12 protein-coding genes and 1 tRNA gene are annotated in these 12,607 nt (G+C 64.8%); 9 read left to right on the forward strand and 4 right to left on the reverse strand.

The genetic code is table 11. The annotated features are described in order from the left end of the window. The first annotated feature begins 11 nt into the window (after window positions 1–11). The 5 genes from E5P2_RS05845 (at window position 12) to E5P2_RS05865 (ending at window position 3,787) form a co-directional block, all read left to right on the forward strand. Window positions 12–1,448, forward strand: a complete 1,437-nt coding sequence (locus E5P2_RS05845) for a cytochrome b (protein ID WP_162566212.1) — start codon at window positions 12–14, stop codon at window positions 1,446–1,448. Window positions 1,449–1,463: 15 nt separating this feature from the next. Then, on the forward strand, window positions 1,464–2,219 hold the full coding sequence (locus E5P2_RS05850) for a cytochrome c1 (protein WP_080696304.1): 756 nt from the start codon (window positions 1,464–1,466) through the stop codon (window positions 2,217–2,219). Between the two features lie 95 nt (window positions 2,220–2,314). Then, window positions 2,315–2,926, forward strand: a complete 612-nt coding sequence (locus tag E5P2_RS05855) for a glutathione S-transferase N-terminal domain-containing protein (protein ID WP_162566213.1) — start codon at window positions 2,315–2,317, stop codon at window positions 2,924–2,926. Between the two features lie 145 nt (window positions 2,927–3,071). Continuing rightward, window positions 3,072–3,659, forward strand: a complete 588-nt coding sequence (locus E5P2_RS05860; RefSeq protein ID WP_036088429.1) for a ClpXP protease specificity-enhancing factor — start codon at window positions 3,072–3,074, stop codon at window positions 3,657–3,659. A gap of 52 nt (window positions 3,660–3,711) precedes the next feature. Beyond that, window positions 3,712–3,787 (forward strand) — tRNA-Thr (locus tag E5P2_RS05865). Window positions 3,788–3,829: 42 nt separating this feature from the next. Here the strand turns inward: E5P2_RS05865 and E5P2_RS05870 are convergent. Further along, window positions 3,830–4,801 carry a Bug family tripartite tricarboxylate transporter substrate binding protein gene (locus tag E5P2_RS05870; RefSeq protein WP_162566214.1) on the reverse strand — a complete coding sequence of 324 codons (972 nt, stop codon included), beginning with the start codon at window positions 4,799–4,801 and terminating at the stop codon, window positions 3,830–3,832. Beyond that, window positions 4,801–5,796, reverse strand: coding sequence for an isopenicillin N synthase family dioxygenase (locus tag E5P2_RS05875; protein WP_162566215.1), 996 nt, complete (start codon window positions 5,794–5,796; stop codon window positions 4,801–4,803). The genes E5P2_RS05870 and E5P2_RS05875 overlap by 1 nt, the downstream gene beginning before the upstream one ends. 83 nt (window positions 5,797–5,879) lie before the next feature. Between E5P2_RS05875 and E5P2_RS05880 the strand changes: the two genes are divergently transcribed. Continuing rightward, window positions 5,880–6,722 (forward strand): TetR/AcrR family transcriptional regulator, encoded by an 843-nt coding sequence (locus tag E5P2_RS05880; RefSeq protein ID WP_232080590.1) that lies wholly within the window; start codon window positions 5,880–5,882, stop codon window positions 6,720–6,722. 24 nt (window positions 6,723–6,746) lie between these two features. On the opposite strand, the gene E5P2_RS05885 is transcribed toward E5P2_RS05880, so the two are convergent. Together E5P2_RS05885 and E5P2_RS38340 are read right to left on the reverse strand one after the other, a co-directional pair. Further along, window positions 6,747–7,064: a high-potential iron-sulfur protein gene (locus E5P2_RS05885; RefSeq protein ID WP_162566216.1), complete on the reverse strand. Its 318-nt coding sequence runs from the start codon at window positions 7,062–7,064 to the stop codon at window positions 6,747–6,749. Between the two features lie 49 nt (window positions 7,065–7,113). Continuing rightward, the gene (locus tag E5P2_RS38340) at window positions 7,114–7,596 is read right to left on the reverse strand and encodes a hypothetical protein (protein ID WP_443083505.1); all 483 of its coding nucleotides are present in this window, start codon (window positions 7,594–7,596) and stop codon (window positions 7,114–7,116) included. 2 nt (window positions 7,597–7,598) lie between these two features. Here E5P2_RS38340 and secA point away from each other — a divergent pair, with 2 nt between their 5' ends. The 3 genes from secA (at window position 7,599) to E5P2_RS05905 (ending at window position 12,601) form a co-directional block, all read left to right on the forward strand. After that, window positions 7,599–10,388, forward strand: coding sequence for a preprotein translocase subunit SecA (gene secA, locus E5P2_RS05895; RefSeq protein ID WP_162566218.1), 2,790 nt, complete (start codon window positions 7,599–7,601; stop codon window positions 10,386–10,388). A 117-nt stretch (window positions 10,389–10,505) separates the two neighbouring features. Then, window positions 10,506–11,735, forward strand: a complete 1,230-nt coding sequence (gene argJ, locus E5P2_RS05900) for a bifunctional glutamate N-acetyltransferase/amino-acid acetyltransferase ArgJ (protein ID WP_162566219.1) — start codon at window positions 10,506–10,508, stop codon at window positions 11,733–11,735. Then, window positions 11,732–12,601, forward strand: a complete 870-nt coding sequence (locus E5P2_RS05905; protein WP_162566220.1) for an ATP-binding protein — start codon at window positions 11,732–11,734, stop codon at window positions 12,599–12,601. The genes argJ and E5P2_RS05905 overlap by 4 nt, the downstream gene beginning before the upstream one ends. Window positions 12,602–12,607 lie beyond the last annotated feature (6 nt).

Consider the following 12,607-nt stretch of genomic DNA (forward strand, 5'->3'; position numbering starts at 1 on the left):
GAGCGACGACCATGGCTGAATTCCACGAAATCTCCCCCAACGCGCCGGCCGGCGAGAAGCTGCTGAACTGGGTCGACAACCGTTTCCCGCTCTCCAAGCTCTGGAACGACCAGTGGGGCAAGTACTACGCGCCCAAGAACTTCAACTTCTGGTACATCTTCGGCTCGCTCGCGATGCTGGTCCTTGTGATCCAGATCGTGACCGGCATCTTCCTCGTGATGCACTACAAGCCCGATGCGACGCAAGCCTTCGCCTCGGTCGAGTACATCATGCGCGATGTGCCCTGGGGCTGGCTGATCCGCTACATCCACTCGACGGGTGCCTCGGCATTCTTCATCGTGGTGTACCTGCACATGTTCCGTGGCCTGATGTACGGCAGCTATCGCAAGCCGCGCGAGCTGATCTGGGTCTTTGGTTGCGCGATCTTCCTGTGCCTCATGGCCGAAGCCTTCATGGGTTATCTGCTGCCCTGGGGCCAGATGAGCTACTGGGGTGCGCAGGTGATCGTGAACCTGTTCTCCGCGATCCCCTTCGTCGGTCCGGACCTCTCGCTGTTGATCCGCGGCGACTACGTGGTGAGCGACGCCACGCTCAACCGCTTCTTCAGTTTCCACGTGATCGCAGTGCCGCTGGTGTTGCTGGGCCTGGTGGTCGCCCACCTGATCGCGCTGCACGAAGTGGGTTCCAACAACCCCGACGGCATCGAGATCAAGGCCAAGCGCGGCGCCGACGGCCATCCGCTCGACGGCATCCCCTCGCATCCCTACTACACGGTGCACGACATCTTCGGCGTGGTGGTGTTCCTCACCATCTTCTCGGCGGTGATCTTCTTCGCGCCCGAGGCTGGCGGCTACTTCCTCGAGTACAACAACTTCATCCCGGCCGATTCGCTCAAGACGCCTCAGCACATCGCACCGGTCTGGTACTTCACGCCGTTCTACTCGATGCTGCGCGCGACCACCGACGACATGGTCAACGTGTTCTCGCTGATCGTCGCGCTCGGTGCCATCGGCGCCTTCATCAAGGGCAAGTTCGGCATGGTGACCAAGGTCGCGATCGTGGTCGTCGCGGTCATCGTGATCTATCTGCTCAAGTCGCTGGATGCCAAGTTCTGGGGCGTGCTGGTGATGGGCGGCTCGGTGATCATCCTGTTCTTCCTGCCCTGGCTCGACCACAGCCCGGTCAAGTCGATCCGCTTCCGTCCGGGCTGGCACAAGACGGTGTACGGCGCCTTCGTCTTCTTCTTCCTGATCCTCGGCTACCTCGGCATCCAGCCGCCCGGCGTCTGGGGCAGCATGGTGATCGGCTCGTTCTCGCTTGATCTCGCGCAGACCGTCTCGCAGATCGGAACGCTGGTCTATTTCGGCTTCTTCCTGCTCATGCCATGGTGGAGCCAGCTTGGTGAATTCAAACCCGTGCCCGATCGCGTGCGTTTCGCAGCGCACTGACGGGAGAGTCTAAGAATGAAGAAACTGATCCTCACGTTGATCGCGGCGCTCGGCCTCCTGGTCGGCGCCCATGCCGAAGAGACGGGCATTCCCTGGGACAAGGCACCGAACAAGACGAACGACCTCGCGGCGCTGCAGAACGGCGCCAAGCTCTTCGTCAACTACTGCCTCAACTGCCACTCGGCGGCGTTCATGCGCTACAACCGGCTGCAGGACATCGGCATCTCGGAGCAGCAGATCAAGGACAACCTTCTGTTCACGACCGACAAGGTCGGCGAAACCATGAAGGCCAATATCGATGCGCGCCAGGCCAAGGAGTGGTTCGGCACTGTTCCGCCCGACCTCACGCTGGTCGCACGCTCGCGTGCCGGTCATGGCGGCACCGGTGCCGATTACCTCTACACGTACCTGCGCACCTTCTACCGCGACGACACCAAGGCCACCGGCTGGAACAACCTCGCGTTCCCGAATGTCGCGATGCCCAACGTGCTCTGGGAACTGCAGGGCGATCGCCGCCCGGTCTACGACAAGGTCGAGGCGCATGGCCACGAGGTCGAGGCCTTCAAGGGCTGGGAGCAGGTCAGGCCCGGCACGATGACCACGCTGCAGTACGACGAAGCCGTGGGCGACCTCGTGAGCTACCTGCAATGGATGGCCGAGCCGGCGCAGAACACCCGTGTGCGCGTGGGTGTCTGGGTGCTGCTGTTCCTCGTCATGGCCGTGGTCTTCACATGGCGATTGAATGCGTCGTACTGGAAAGACGTCAAGTAGTTCGAGTGCCGCCGATCGGGCGCCTCGTGCGCCGGATCCCGCAGAGTGGGTTGCCAACGCGACCCACTCTTTTTGATTTTTAGGAGCCTTTCGCCATGATGGTCTTGTACTCAGGAACGACCTGCCCTTTTTCCCATCGTTGCCGTTTCGTGCTGTTCGAGAAAGGCATGGACTTCGAGATCCGCGATGTCGATCTCTACAACAAGCCCGAAGACATCAGCGTGATGAACCCGTACGGCCAGGTTCCGATCCTGGTCGAGCGCGACCTCATCCTGTACGAGTCGAACATCATCAACGAGTACATCGACGAGCGCTTCCCGCATCCGCAGCTGATGCCCGGCGATCCGGTCGATCGTGCACGCGTGCGGCTGTTCCTGCTCAACTTCGAGAAGGAACTCTTCGTGCATGTGTCCACGCTCGAGAACCGCAGCTCCAAGGGCAACGAGAAGGCGATCGAGAAGGCGCGCTCGCACATCCGTGACCGCCTCACCCAACTCGCCCCGGTGTTCCTCAAGAACAAGTACATGCTGGGCGACAACTTCTCGATGCTCGACGTTGCGATCGCGCCGCTGCTGTGGCGCCTCGACTACTACGGCATCGATCTCAGCAAGAATGCGGCGCCGCTGCTGAAGTACGCAGAGCGCATCTTCTCGCGCCCGGCGTATATCGAAGCGCTGACGCCATCCGAAAAGGTGATGCGGAAATAATGCTCGCCCCCAGGCTTCACGCACTTCGTGTCGTTTCGCCAACCCCCTGCCGGGGGCAACACCAGCGGCCCGGCAGAGCCGGTTCCGCGGTGTTTCGCGCGAAGGCCGCTGCGGTGGCATCTCGGCGGCCTGGTGGAGAACTTTCATGATCAACGCGCTCGAATCGTCTTCGACACGTCCGTACCTGATCCGGGCGCTGTACGAGTGGTGCACCGACAACGGCTTCACGCCCTATGTCGCGGTGCAGGTCGACGATACCGTGCAGGTGCCGCGCGAGTATGTGAAGAACGGCGAGATCGTGTTGAACATCAGCTTCGACGCGACCAGTTCGCTCAAGCTCGGCAACGACTTCATCGAGTTCAAGGCGCGCTTCGCCGGCACGGCGCGCGAGATCAGCGTGCCCGTCGGGCGCGTGCTGGCGATCTATGCGCGGGAGAACGGACAGGGCATGGCCTTTCCGGCGCCTGTGCCGGCCGCCGAAGGCGGCGCCGCCGCGCCCACGACGCCGACGGCAACACTCACGCCATCCGCTGCCTTGCGCCTGCCGTTGCGAGACGCATCGCGCGGCACCGAGGGCGATGCCGGCAAGGTGGTCCATCTGGTCAGCGGCGCAGGTGCCGACGAAGCCGGTGCGATCGGCGAGACGAGCGCGAGCCCGCCCGAGGATCCGAGCGATCCGCCGCGTCCGCCCGCAAGCGGTGGTGCGCGGCCCTCGCTCAAGCGCATCAAGTGAGGCGTGCTTCGCTCGCGCGTGCGACGCACCGCCGTCTAAAATCCAAAGCCCCGCCGCTTTAGCTCAGTTGGTAGAGCACCCGCCTTGTAAGCGGAAGGTCGTCCGTTCGATTCGGACAAGCGGCACCAGGTCTTGATTCGGCAATGTCGTCGGGATGCGATGCCCGCCGGCTATTCGGCCTTCAGGTCGGAAGCCTGGAAGGCCTTCTTCCACGACGCGGCGTCCTGCTCGATCAGCGTGCCGAATTCCTGCGGACTGAGCTTCGTCGGCACGGCGCCGTCGCGCGCCAGCGTCGCGTTGATCGAAGGATCGGAGATCGCGGCATTCACGACGGCGTTGAGCCTGGCGACCACGTCGCGCGGCGTTCCCGCAGGGGCCACGAGTCCGTACCAGATGCTGAGTCCCAGATCCGGCAAGCCCTCTTCGTACACCGTCGGCACGTTGGGCGCTACGGCGGCGCGCTCACGGCTGGTCACCGCCAACCCGCGGAAATCGCCGGACGCGTTCCTGGCGACCGAGGTCGGTATGCCATCGAAATACACCTGGATCTCTCCGCGCATCAATGCCAGCAGCGCTGGCCCGGCACCGTTGTAGGGAACGGCCACCAGCGCGCCATCCGCATGCCTGGACAGCAGTGCGCCCAGCAAATGGTTGGAGCTGCCATTGCCCAGGGTTCCGTAGTTCATGCTGCCCGGGTGCTGGCGTGCATAGCCGACCAGCTCGGCAAGCGATTTGACCGGAAGGCTCTTGTTGACGTCGAGCATGAACGGCAGCGTCAGGATGCTGGCGACCGGAACGAACTGCCTGTTCGTGTAGCCGAGCTGCTTTTGAACCAGCGGCTGGATGCTCAGGGTGGTCGATGTCGCGAGCAGCAGGGTGTAGCCGTCCGCCGGCGCCTTCGCGACCGCGATGGCGCCGATCGCGGTGCCCGCGCCGGGGCGGTTGTCGACGATCACCGGTTGCTGGAGCGCCTCGCGCATCTTCTCGGCGATCAGCCGCACCGCGACGTCCGCGGAGCCGCCCGGCGGATAGGGAACGACGATGCGAACCGGATGCTCGGCCTTCCACTCCGCGGCGCCTGCCTGGGGCAAGGCGAGGCAGCAGCCCCATCCGATGGCGATGATGGCAGCGATTTTCTTCATCACAGCACCTTGCCCGTTTCGAGCGAGAAGGTGACCGTGTACCGCTGCGAAAGAAGCTGGCCGGACTGCATCGGCGGGTATTTGGCGCCGTTGCCGACACAGCTTGGAATGCATTCGATCATCGCGTCGTAGTTCGGTATGCAGAAGTACGGGATCGAGATGCGCGCGGCCCTGGATGCGAGCGCCGGCGGCGGGTTGATCACGCGATGCATCGTCGAGATGAATCTGTCGTTGGTCCAACGCATCAGGATGTCGCCGATGTTGACGATGAAGGCGTTCGGCACCCGGGGAACGCCGACCCAGTTGCCGTTGGGCAGTTGAACCTCCAGGCCGCCTGGCGCGTCGTCGACCTTCAGGATGGTGATGGCCGTGATGTCGGTGTGGGCGCCGGCACGCTCTTCGCCGTCTGTCGGCGCCGTCTTGAGGGCAGGGTAGTGATTGGCGCGAAGGATGCTCGCGTGCCGGTTGACGCGCTCGCGGAAATAGGCGGGCGGAACGTCCAGCGCCAAGGAGAAGATATCGAGGATGTCGTTGGACAGGCGCTCCATCTCCCGGTAGTAGTCGCTGAACGCCGGCTTGAGTTCAGCAGGCCGCTCCGGCCACAGGTTGGGGCCGAAATTCGAGCAGGGATCGCCGGTCACGTCCAGCGGGCCGATCGCAAAGCTCTCGAGCAGCGAGGGCTTGAGCTGGGGATCCCGGTCCTTGCCGACCGTCTTGGCGCCTTGCGGGGTGAATCCCTTCGGATTGGTTCCCGCGGGTTTCTTGACGCGGAGTTTTTCCGCCTCGTCGAGCGCGAAAAACGACTGCGAAGCGCGGTAGAGGCGATCGACGACGCCGTCGCTCACGCCGTGCCCCGTGATGACGAGAAAGCCCACTTGCTCGCACGCCGCGCACACCTGGTCCGCGACCTCGCGCCGATGCGACGGCGAGTCGGAGGCGAAGGGAGAAATGTCGATCACCGGGACGTGATCCAGTACGGTCTGGAGAGCGGTCATGGGCTGTGCGTCGAATTAATGTAGGGGTTGCTACAATAATTAATTGTGACGACGAGCGCAAGCCCGGGCAAGCCGTTTTTTTTTTGGCGGCGAGCGCCGCGGACACTGTGGTGGATAGGATCTGCGACGCGTCTTCGGTAGAGTCGGACGCCCTTCGCTTCAGACCCGGCGGCGCGGGCCCCGCACGCCTGCTTCGCGCCGTTCCAGACCTTTCAATGCCCAAACCGACTGCCAAGACAAGCCCTGTCGTCCTCGAGCCAAAGCGGGGCCGTGGCCGGCCCAAGCTTCCCTCGGATGCTTCCGAGACGCGCGACGCGATTCTCGACGCCGCCCTGCGCGTGTTTTCCCGCGATGGCTATGACGGTGGAAGCGTGGGCAAGATTTCCAAGGCGGCGAAATCCGTCGACCGGATGATCTACTACTACTTCGGCAGCAAGGAGGGGCTCTACAACGCGGTGCTGCAGGAGATGTACCGAAGAATGGGTGCGGCGGAAGAGGCGCTCGACATCGATCTTTCCGATCCCGTATCGGCGATGCGAGCCATCATCGCCTTCGTCTACGCGTACTACCGGGCGAACCCGGACTTCATCGTTCTCCTCAATACGGAGAACATGCACAAGGGCCGCCACCTGACGCAGGCGCTCGGCGAATCGGCGGCGGCCAAGGTGCCCGCCTCGCCGACCATGAAAAGGATCCGCGCGATCCTGCTCGCCGGCCAGCGCATCGGCTGCTTCCGCAAGGACATCAGGCCGCGACAGGTCTACCTGATGATCCTCGCGACGGGCTACTTCTACGTCTCCAACCGCTTCACGCTCTCGCGCTTCCTCGGTGAGGCGCTCGACGACGAGGCGTCACACGCCGACTGGCAGGCATTCATGACCGATGCCGTGCTGCGAACGATCGGTCATGCGCCGCCGCCCGCATGATGGCGGCGCGCCCGATCCTGCGCCTCAAGCCTTCTTGACCCAGGCGCTGCACCATCCCTTGCCCGCGACCAGCTTGCCGCCGAACAGCGTGCATGGCCCGCTCGCGTCGGCGGGCTTGCCCTGGAACAGCTGGCAGCCGCTGCACATCTGGCTGGCCTCGTGCTTCGGAAATTTCGCCTTGTCCACCTTGGTGGTGTCGGCCTTGTAGCCCAGCGCCACCGCCTGCGGGTCGCTTTCGGCCACCGGGACAGCTGCCTGGGCCGCGACTTGCGTGGCGGCCGTGAGGGCCGCGCCGCCCGTCACCACCGACATCACGAAAGCACGTCGACTTGGGTTGCTCATGACTGAATCCTTCGCGGTTCACCATGAGCCGCCTGGCGAGTTTGGCACTTCAGCGCCGCGACTGCACCTTGATGCGGATCGTCTCCACGTCCCAGCCCCGGGCTTTCAGGCGCGACTGCAGCGACGGCGCGAGTTGACGCAGCTTCGCTGCCGCCGCACTGCCGGTGACCAGCACGCACCAGACGTTCCCTTCAGCCGGGCCGGCCTTCAGCGCGGACCGCATCTCGGGCGGGATGAGGTCTTCCACCGCGCGCAGCCGTTCGCTCGCATCGCGCGCCCGGGCGGCCAGGCTCGCCAGCGTGGGCGAGCCCTCGGTGGCCTCGAGCAAAGTGACGGGATGGAAGCGGCGGTTCATGGGTGGCAGGTCGGGCGGTCCGGCAGGCCGGGCAAGGTGGCTAAAATCAACGGTTTGCCGGCATTGCTGCAGGCGGGTCCGCTTGCTTTCATGCAAAGCGCGCCCAAGTTCATTCCTGTCTATCTTAGGGATTTCGATCGATGCGCCCGCGTGCAGCGAGTGTGCGTCGATCTCCACTCATGGCCACCAACTTCCTGACCCAAATTTTCGGCAGTCGCAACGACCGGCTCCTGAAGCAGTATCGCAAGACGGTCGAGCGCATCAACGCGCTGGAGCCCTCTTTCGAGAAGCTCGACGATGCGGCCCTGCGCGCGAAGACCCAGGAGTTCAAGGACCGCGTCGCCAAGGGCGAGTCGCTCGACGACCTGCTGCCCGAGGCCTTCGCGACGGTGCGCGAAGGGTCCAAGCGCGTCATGAAGATGCGCCATTTCGACGTTCAGCTGCTGGGCGGCATGGCGCTGCACAACGGCAAGATCTCCGAGATGCGCACGGGCGAAGGCAAGACGCTGACGGCCACGCTGCCGGTGTACCTGAACGCGCTCACCGGCAAGGGCGTGCATGTGGTCACGGTGAACGACTACCTCGCGAGCCGCGATGCGCAGTGGATGGGGCGCCTCTACAACTTCCTCGGGCTCACGGTCGGCATCAACCTGCCGCAGATGCCGCGCGAGGAAAAGCAGGAGGCCTACGGCAGCGACATCACCTACGGCACCAACAACGAGTACGGCTTCGACTACCTGCGCGACAACATGGTCTACGAGACGCGCGACCGCGTCCAGCGCGGACTGAACTATGCGATCGTCGACGAGGTGGATTCGATCCTGATCGACGAGGCCCGCACGCCGCTGATCATCAGCGGCCAGGCCGAGGACCATACCGAGCTCTATCTCGCGATCAACAAGGTCGTTCCGCTCCTGGTCAAGCAGGAGGGCGAGGCCGACATCCGCACCGGCGAGGGCGTGACCAAGCCGGGCGACTTCACGGTCGACGAGAAGACGCACCAGGTGTTCATGACCGAGGACGGCCACGAGAAGGCCGAGCAGATCCTCGCCGAATTCAAGCTGCTGCCCGAGGGCGCGTCGCTCTACGACCCGGCCAACATCACGCTGATGCACCACCTGAATGCCGCGCTGCGCGCGCGGCACCTGTACCACCGCGACCAGCACTACGTGGTGCAGCAGGGCGAGGTGGTGATCGTCGACGAATTCACCGGTCGCCTGATGACGGGCCGGCGCTGGAGCGACGGCCTGCACCAGGCCGTGGAGGCCAAGGAAGGCGTCGAGATCCAGGCCGAGAACCAGACGCTGGCTTCGATCACCTTCCAGAACTACTTCCGTCTCTACGCCAAGCTCGCCGGCATGACCGGCACGGCCGACACCGAGGCCTATGAGTTCCAGGAGATCTATGGTCTCGAGACCATGATCATCCCGCCCAACCGGAACAGCCGGCGCGAGGACCAGCTCGACCGCGTCTACAAGACCACGCGCGAGAAGTACGACGCAGCCATCGAGGACATCCGCGAATGCTACGAGCGCGGCCAGCCGGTGCTGGTGGGCACCTCGTCGATCGAGAACTCCGAGATCATCGACGGGCTGCTGGTCAAGGCCGGCCTGCCGCACCAGGTGCTCAACGCCAAGCAGCACGCGCGCGAGGCCGACATCGTGGCCCAGGCCGGCCGCACGAAGATGATCACGATCGCCACCAACATGGCCGGCCGCGGCACCGATATCGTGCTCGGCGGCAACGTCGAGAAGGCGATCGAGGCGGTCGAGGCCGACGAGACGCTCGATGACGCCGCCAAGGCGGCCGAGGTCGCGCGACTGCGCACCGAGTGGAACAAGGACCACGAGCTGGTGAAGTCGCTCGGCGGCCTGCGCATCATCGCCACCGAGCGCCACGAGTCGCGCCGCATCGACAACCAGCTGCGCGGGCGCTCCGGCCGTCAGGGCGACCCTGGCTCCTCGCGCTTCTACCTGAGCCTGGACGATCCGCTGATGCGCATCTTTGCGGGCGATCGCGTCAAGGCGATCATGGACCGCCTGAAGATGCCCGACGGCGAGGCCATCGAGGCCGGGATCGTCACGCGCAGCATCGAGAGCGCGCAGCGCAAGGTCGAGGCGCGCAACTTCGACATCCGCAAGCAATTGCTCGAGTACGACGACGTCTCGAACGACCAGCGCAAGGTGATCTACCAGCAGCGCAACGACATCCTTGATGCCGGCGAGCTGACCGCGCAGATCGGTGCGCTGCGCGAGGGCTGCTTCACCGATCTGGTGCGCCAATATGTGCCGCCCGAATCGGTCGAGGAGCAATGGGATCTGGCCACGCTCGAGAAGCTCCTGGCCGACGAATGGGGCATCGACATTCCGTTGCAGAAGGATGTGGAGGCCGCGAGCGCGATGTCCGACGAGGACGTCGTCGAGAAGGTGGTCGCTGCGGCCAACGCGGCCTTCGATGCCAAGGTCGCCTTGATCGGGCAGGAGAATTTCACCCAGTTCGAGCGCATGGTGCTGCTGCAGAGCATCGACACGCACTGGCGCGAACATCTGGCTTCACTCGACTACCTGCGCCAGGGCATCCACCTGCGCGGCTATGCGCAGAAGCAACCCAAGCAGGAATACAAGCGCGAGGCCTTCGAGCTCTTCGGCCAGTTGCTCGACTCCGTCAAGAACGAAGTCACGCGCCAGCTCATGACGGTGCGCGTGCAATCGAGCGAGCAGCTCGAGGAAGCCGCCGAAGCGATGGAGAACCGCGGCGAGAACTTGGCCAACATCACCTATTCGGCGCCCACCGAAACGGGCGAGGTCGAGGTGCGGGTCGACGAAGAGAGCCAGCGCCGGCTGGCCGCCGCGGGCCTGGGCTCGGGTCTGAGCGCCGGCGCCGCGGCCTTCGCGCGCGTCGGACGCAACGACCCGTGCCCCTGCGGCAGCGGCAAGAAGTTCAAGCACTGTCACGGCAAGCTGACGTGAACCCCCAGTCTTCGCGCACTTCGTGTCGCTTCGCCAACCCCCTTGCAGGGGGCAACACCTGCGGCCCGGCGAAGCCGGTTCCGCGGTATTCCTGAAACTCGCATCGAGACATCGCCCATGCCAGTGAACCTTTCCGCTCCCGATCCTGCCGCGCTGCATGCGGTGCCCGGTGTTCGCATCGGCGTGGCCGAAGCGGGCGTGCGCAAGGCCGGTCGCAAGGACCTGACGGTGGTGCTGATCGACGAAGGCGCAGCCGTCGGTGGCGTGTTCACGCAGAACCGCTTCTGCGCCGCGCCGGTTCAGTTGTGCCGCGACCATCTGGCGCGCGGCTTCGGCATCCGCGCCATGCTCATCAATACCGGCAACGCGAATGCCGGAACCGGCGAGGACGGCCTGGCGCGCACGCGCGCGACCTGCATCGCGCTGGCCCGCCACCTGGATCTCGCGCCCGAGCAGATCCTGCCCTTCTCCACCGGCGTGATCATGGAGCCGCTGCCGATCGACCGGATCGAGGCCGGGCTGCCCGCCGCACTGGCCGACGCCGCACCCGATCATTGGGCGCGCGCTGCCGAGGGCATCATGACCACCGACACCGTGCCCAAGGCCTTCAGCCGGCAGGTGCAGATCAGCGGCGCGACCGTCACGATCACCGGCATCAGCAAGGGCGCCGGCATGATCCGGCCGAACATGGCGACCATGCTCGGCTTCATGGCGACCGACGCGAAGATCGATGCTTCGCTGATCCATCCGCTGGCCAAGGCGCTGGCCGACGCCTCGTTCAACCGCGTGACGATCGATGGCGACACCTCGACCAACGATTCCTTCGTGGTCATCGCCACGCAGAAGGCGCAGCACGGCGTGATCACCTCGCTCGATTCGACGGACGGGCGCGCGTTGGTCGAAGCGATGCAGAACGTCGCGCGGCAGCTGGCCCAGGCCATCGTGCGCGATGGCGAGGGCGCGACCAAGTTCATCACGGTTCGCGTCGAAGGCGGACGCGATGCAGCCGAGTGCCGGCAAGTGGCCTATGCGGTGGCGCATTCGCCGCTGGTCAAGACCGCCTTCTATGCGAGCGACCCGAACCTGGGGCGGATCCTGGCGGCGGTCGGCTACGCGGGCATCGCCGATCTCGATCAGACGGGCATCGACCTGCACCTCGACGACGTGCATGTGGCCGTCCAGGGAGGGCGCAATCCCTCCTACCGGGAAGAAGACGGCCAGCGCGTGATGAAGCAGAGCGAAATCACGGTGCGCATCGGCCTCGGCCGCGGCGAGGCCAGCGACACGGTCTGGACCTGCGACCTGAGCCACGACTACGTCTCCATCAATGCCGATTACAGATCGTGAACGAGAAGTTTGAACACCTGCTCGAGCGCGCCGAACAGCTCATCACCCGGATCGAGTCGATCCTGCCTCAACCGCTGTCGTCGCCCGCCGACTGGAATGCCTCGATCGCCTGGCGCTACCGCCGGCGCAGTTCGGGCCATGGCACGCTGGAGCCGGTGCGCCACGTGGCCGCGATGTCGCTCGATGCGCTGAAGGAAATCGATCTGCAGAAGGAAAAGATCGAGCGCAACACGCGGCAGTTCGTCGAAGGCAAGCCGGCCAACAACGTGCTGCTGACCGGCGCCCGCGGCACCGGCAAGTCGTCGTTGATTCGCGCCTGCCTGCACGCCTATGCGGCGCAGGGGCTGCGCCTGATCGAGGTCGACAAGGCCGAACTGACCGACCTGCCGGACATCGTCGAGGTGGTGTCGCAGCGGCCCGAGAAATTCATCGTGTTCAGCGACGACCTGAGCTTCGATGAGGGCGAGCCGGGTTACAAGGCGCTCAAGTCGATTCTCGACGGCTCGATCGCGGCGGCGACGCCCAACGTGCTGATCTATGCGACCAGCAACCGGCGCCACCTGCTGCCCGAGTACATGAAGGACAACCTGAGCTACACCCACACCGAGGACGGCGAGGTCCATCCGGGCGAGGTGATCGAGGAGAAGATCTCGCTGTCGGAGCGCTTCGGCCTCTGGGTCAGCTTCTATCCCTTCAGCCAGAACGAGTACCTTGCGATCGTCGCGCAATGGTTGTCGTCCTTCGGCGCCGATGCCGCGGCGATCGAGGCCGCTCGCCCCGAAGCGCTGGTGTGGGCGCTCGAGCGCGGCTCGCGCAGCGGCCGCGTCGCGTACCAGTTTGCGCGCGACTATGCGGGTCGAGTCTGAGCACCA

It is taken from the genome of Variovorax sp. SRS16 (assembly GCF_901827165.1).
Lineage (GTDB): Bacteria > Pseudomonadota > Gammaproteobacteria > Burkholderiales > Burkholderiaceae_C > Variovorax.

Excerpts from the sequence above, each read along its gene's own strand:
- E5P2_RS05845 (WP_162566212.1), top strand. The coding sequence starts at position 12 with ATGGCTGAATTCCACGAAATCTCCCCCAACGCGCCGGCCGGCGAGAAG.
- E5P2_RS05860 (WP_036088429.1), top strand. The coding sequence starts at position 3,072 with ATGATCAACGCGCTCGAATCGTCTTCGACACGTCCGTACCTGATCCGG.
- E5P2_RS05855 (WP_162566213.1), top strand. The coding sequence starts at position 2,315 with ATGATGGTCTTGTACTCAGGAACGACCTGCCCTTTTTCCCATCGTTGC.
- E5P2_RS05885 (WP_162566216.1), bottom strand. The coding sequence starts at position 7,064 with ATGAGCAACCCAAGTCGACGTGCTTTCGTGATGTCGGTGGTGACGGGC.
- E5P2_RS05870 (WP_162566214.1), bottom strand. The coding sequence starts at position 4,801 with ATGAAGAAAATCGCTGCCATCATCGCCATCGGATGGGGCTGCTGCCTC.
- E5P2_RS05875 (WP_162566215.1), bottom strand. The coding sequence starts at position 5,796 with ATGACCGCTCTCCAGACCGTACTGGATCACGTCCCGGTGATCGACATT.
- E5P2_RS05850 (WP_080696304.1), top strand. The coding sequence starts at position 1,464 with ATGAAGAAACTGATCCTCACGTTGATCGCGGCGCTCGGCCTCCTGGTC.
- secA (WP_162566218.1), top strand. The coding sequence starts at position 7,599 with ATGGCCACCAACTTCCTGACCCAAATTTTCGGCAGTCGCAACGACCGG.
- argJ (WP_162566219.1), top strand. The coding sequence starts at position 10,506 with ATGCCAGTGAACCTTTCCGCTCCCGATCCTGCCGCGCTGCATGCGGTG.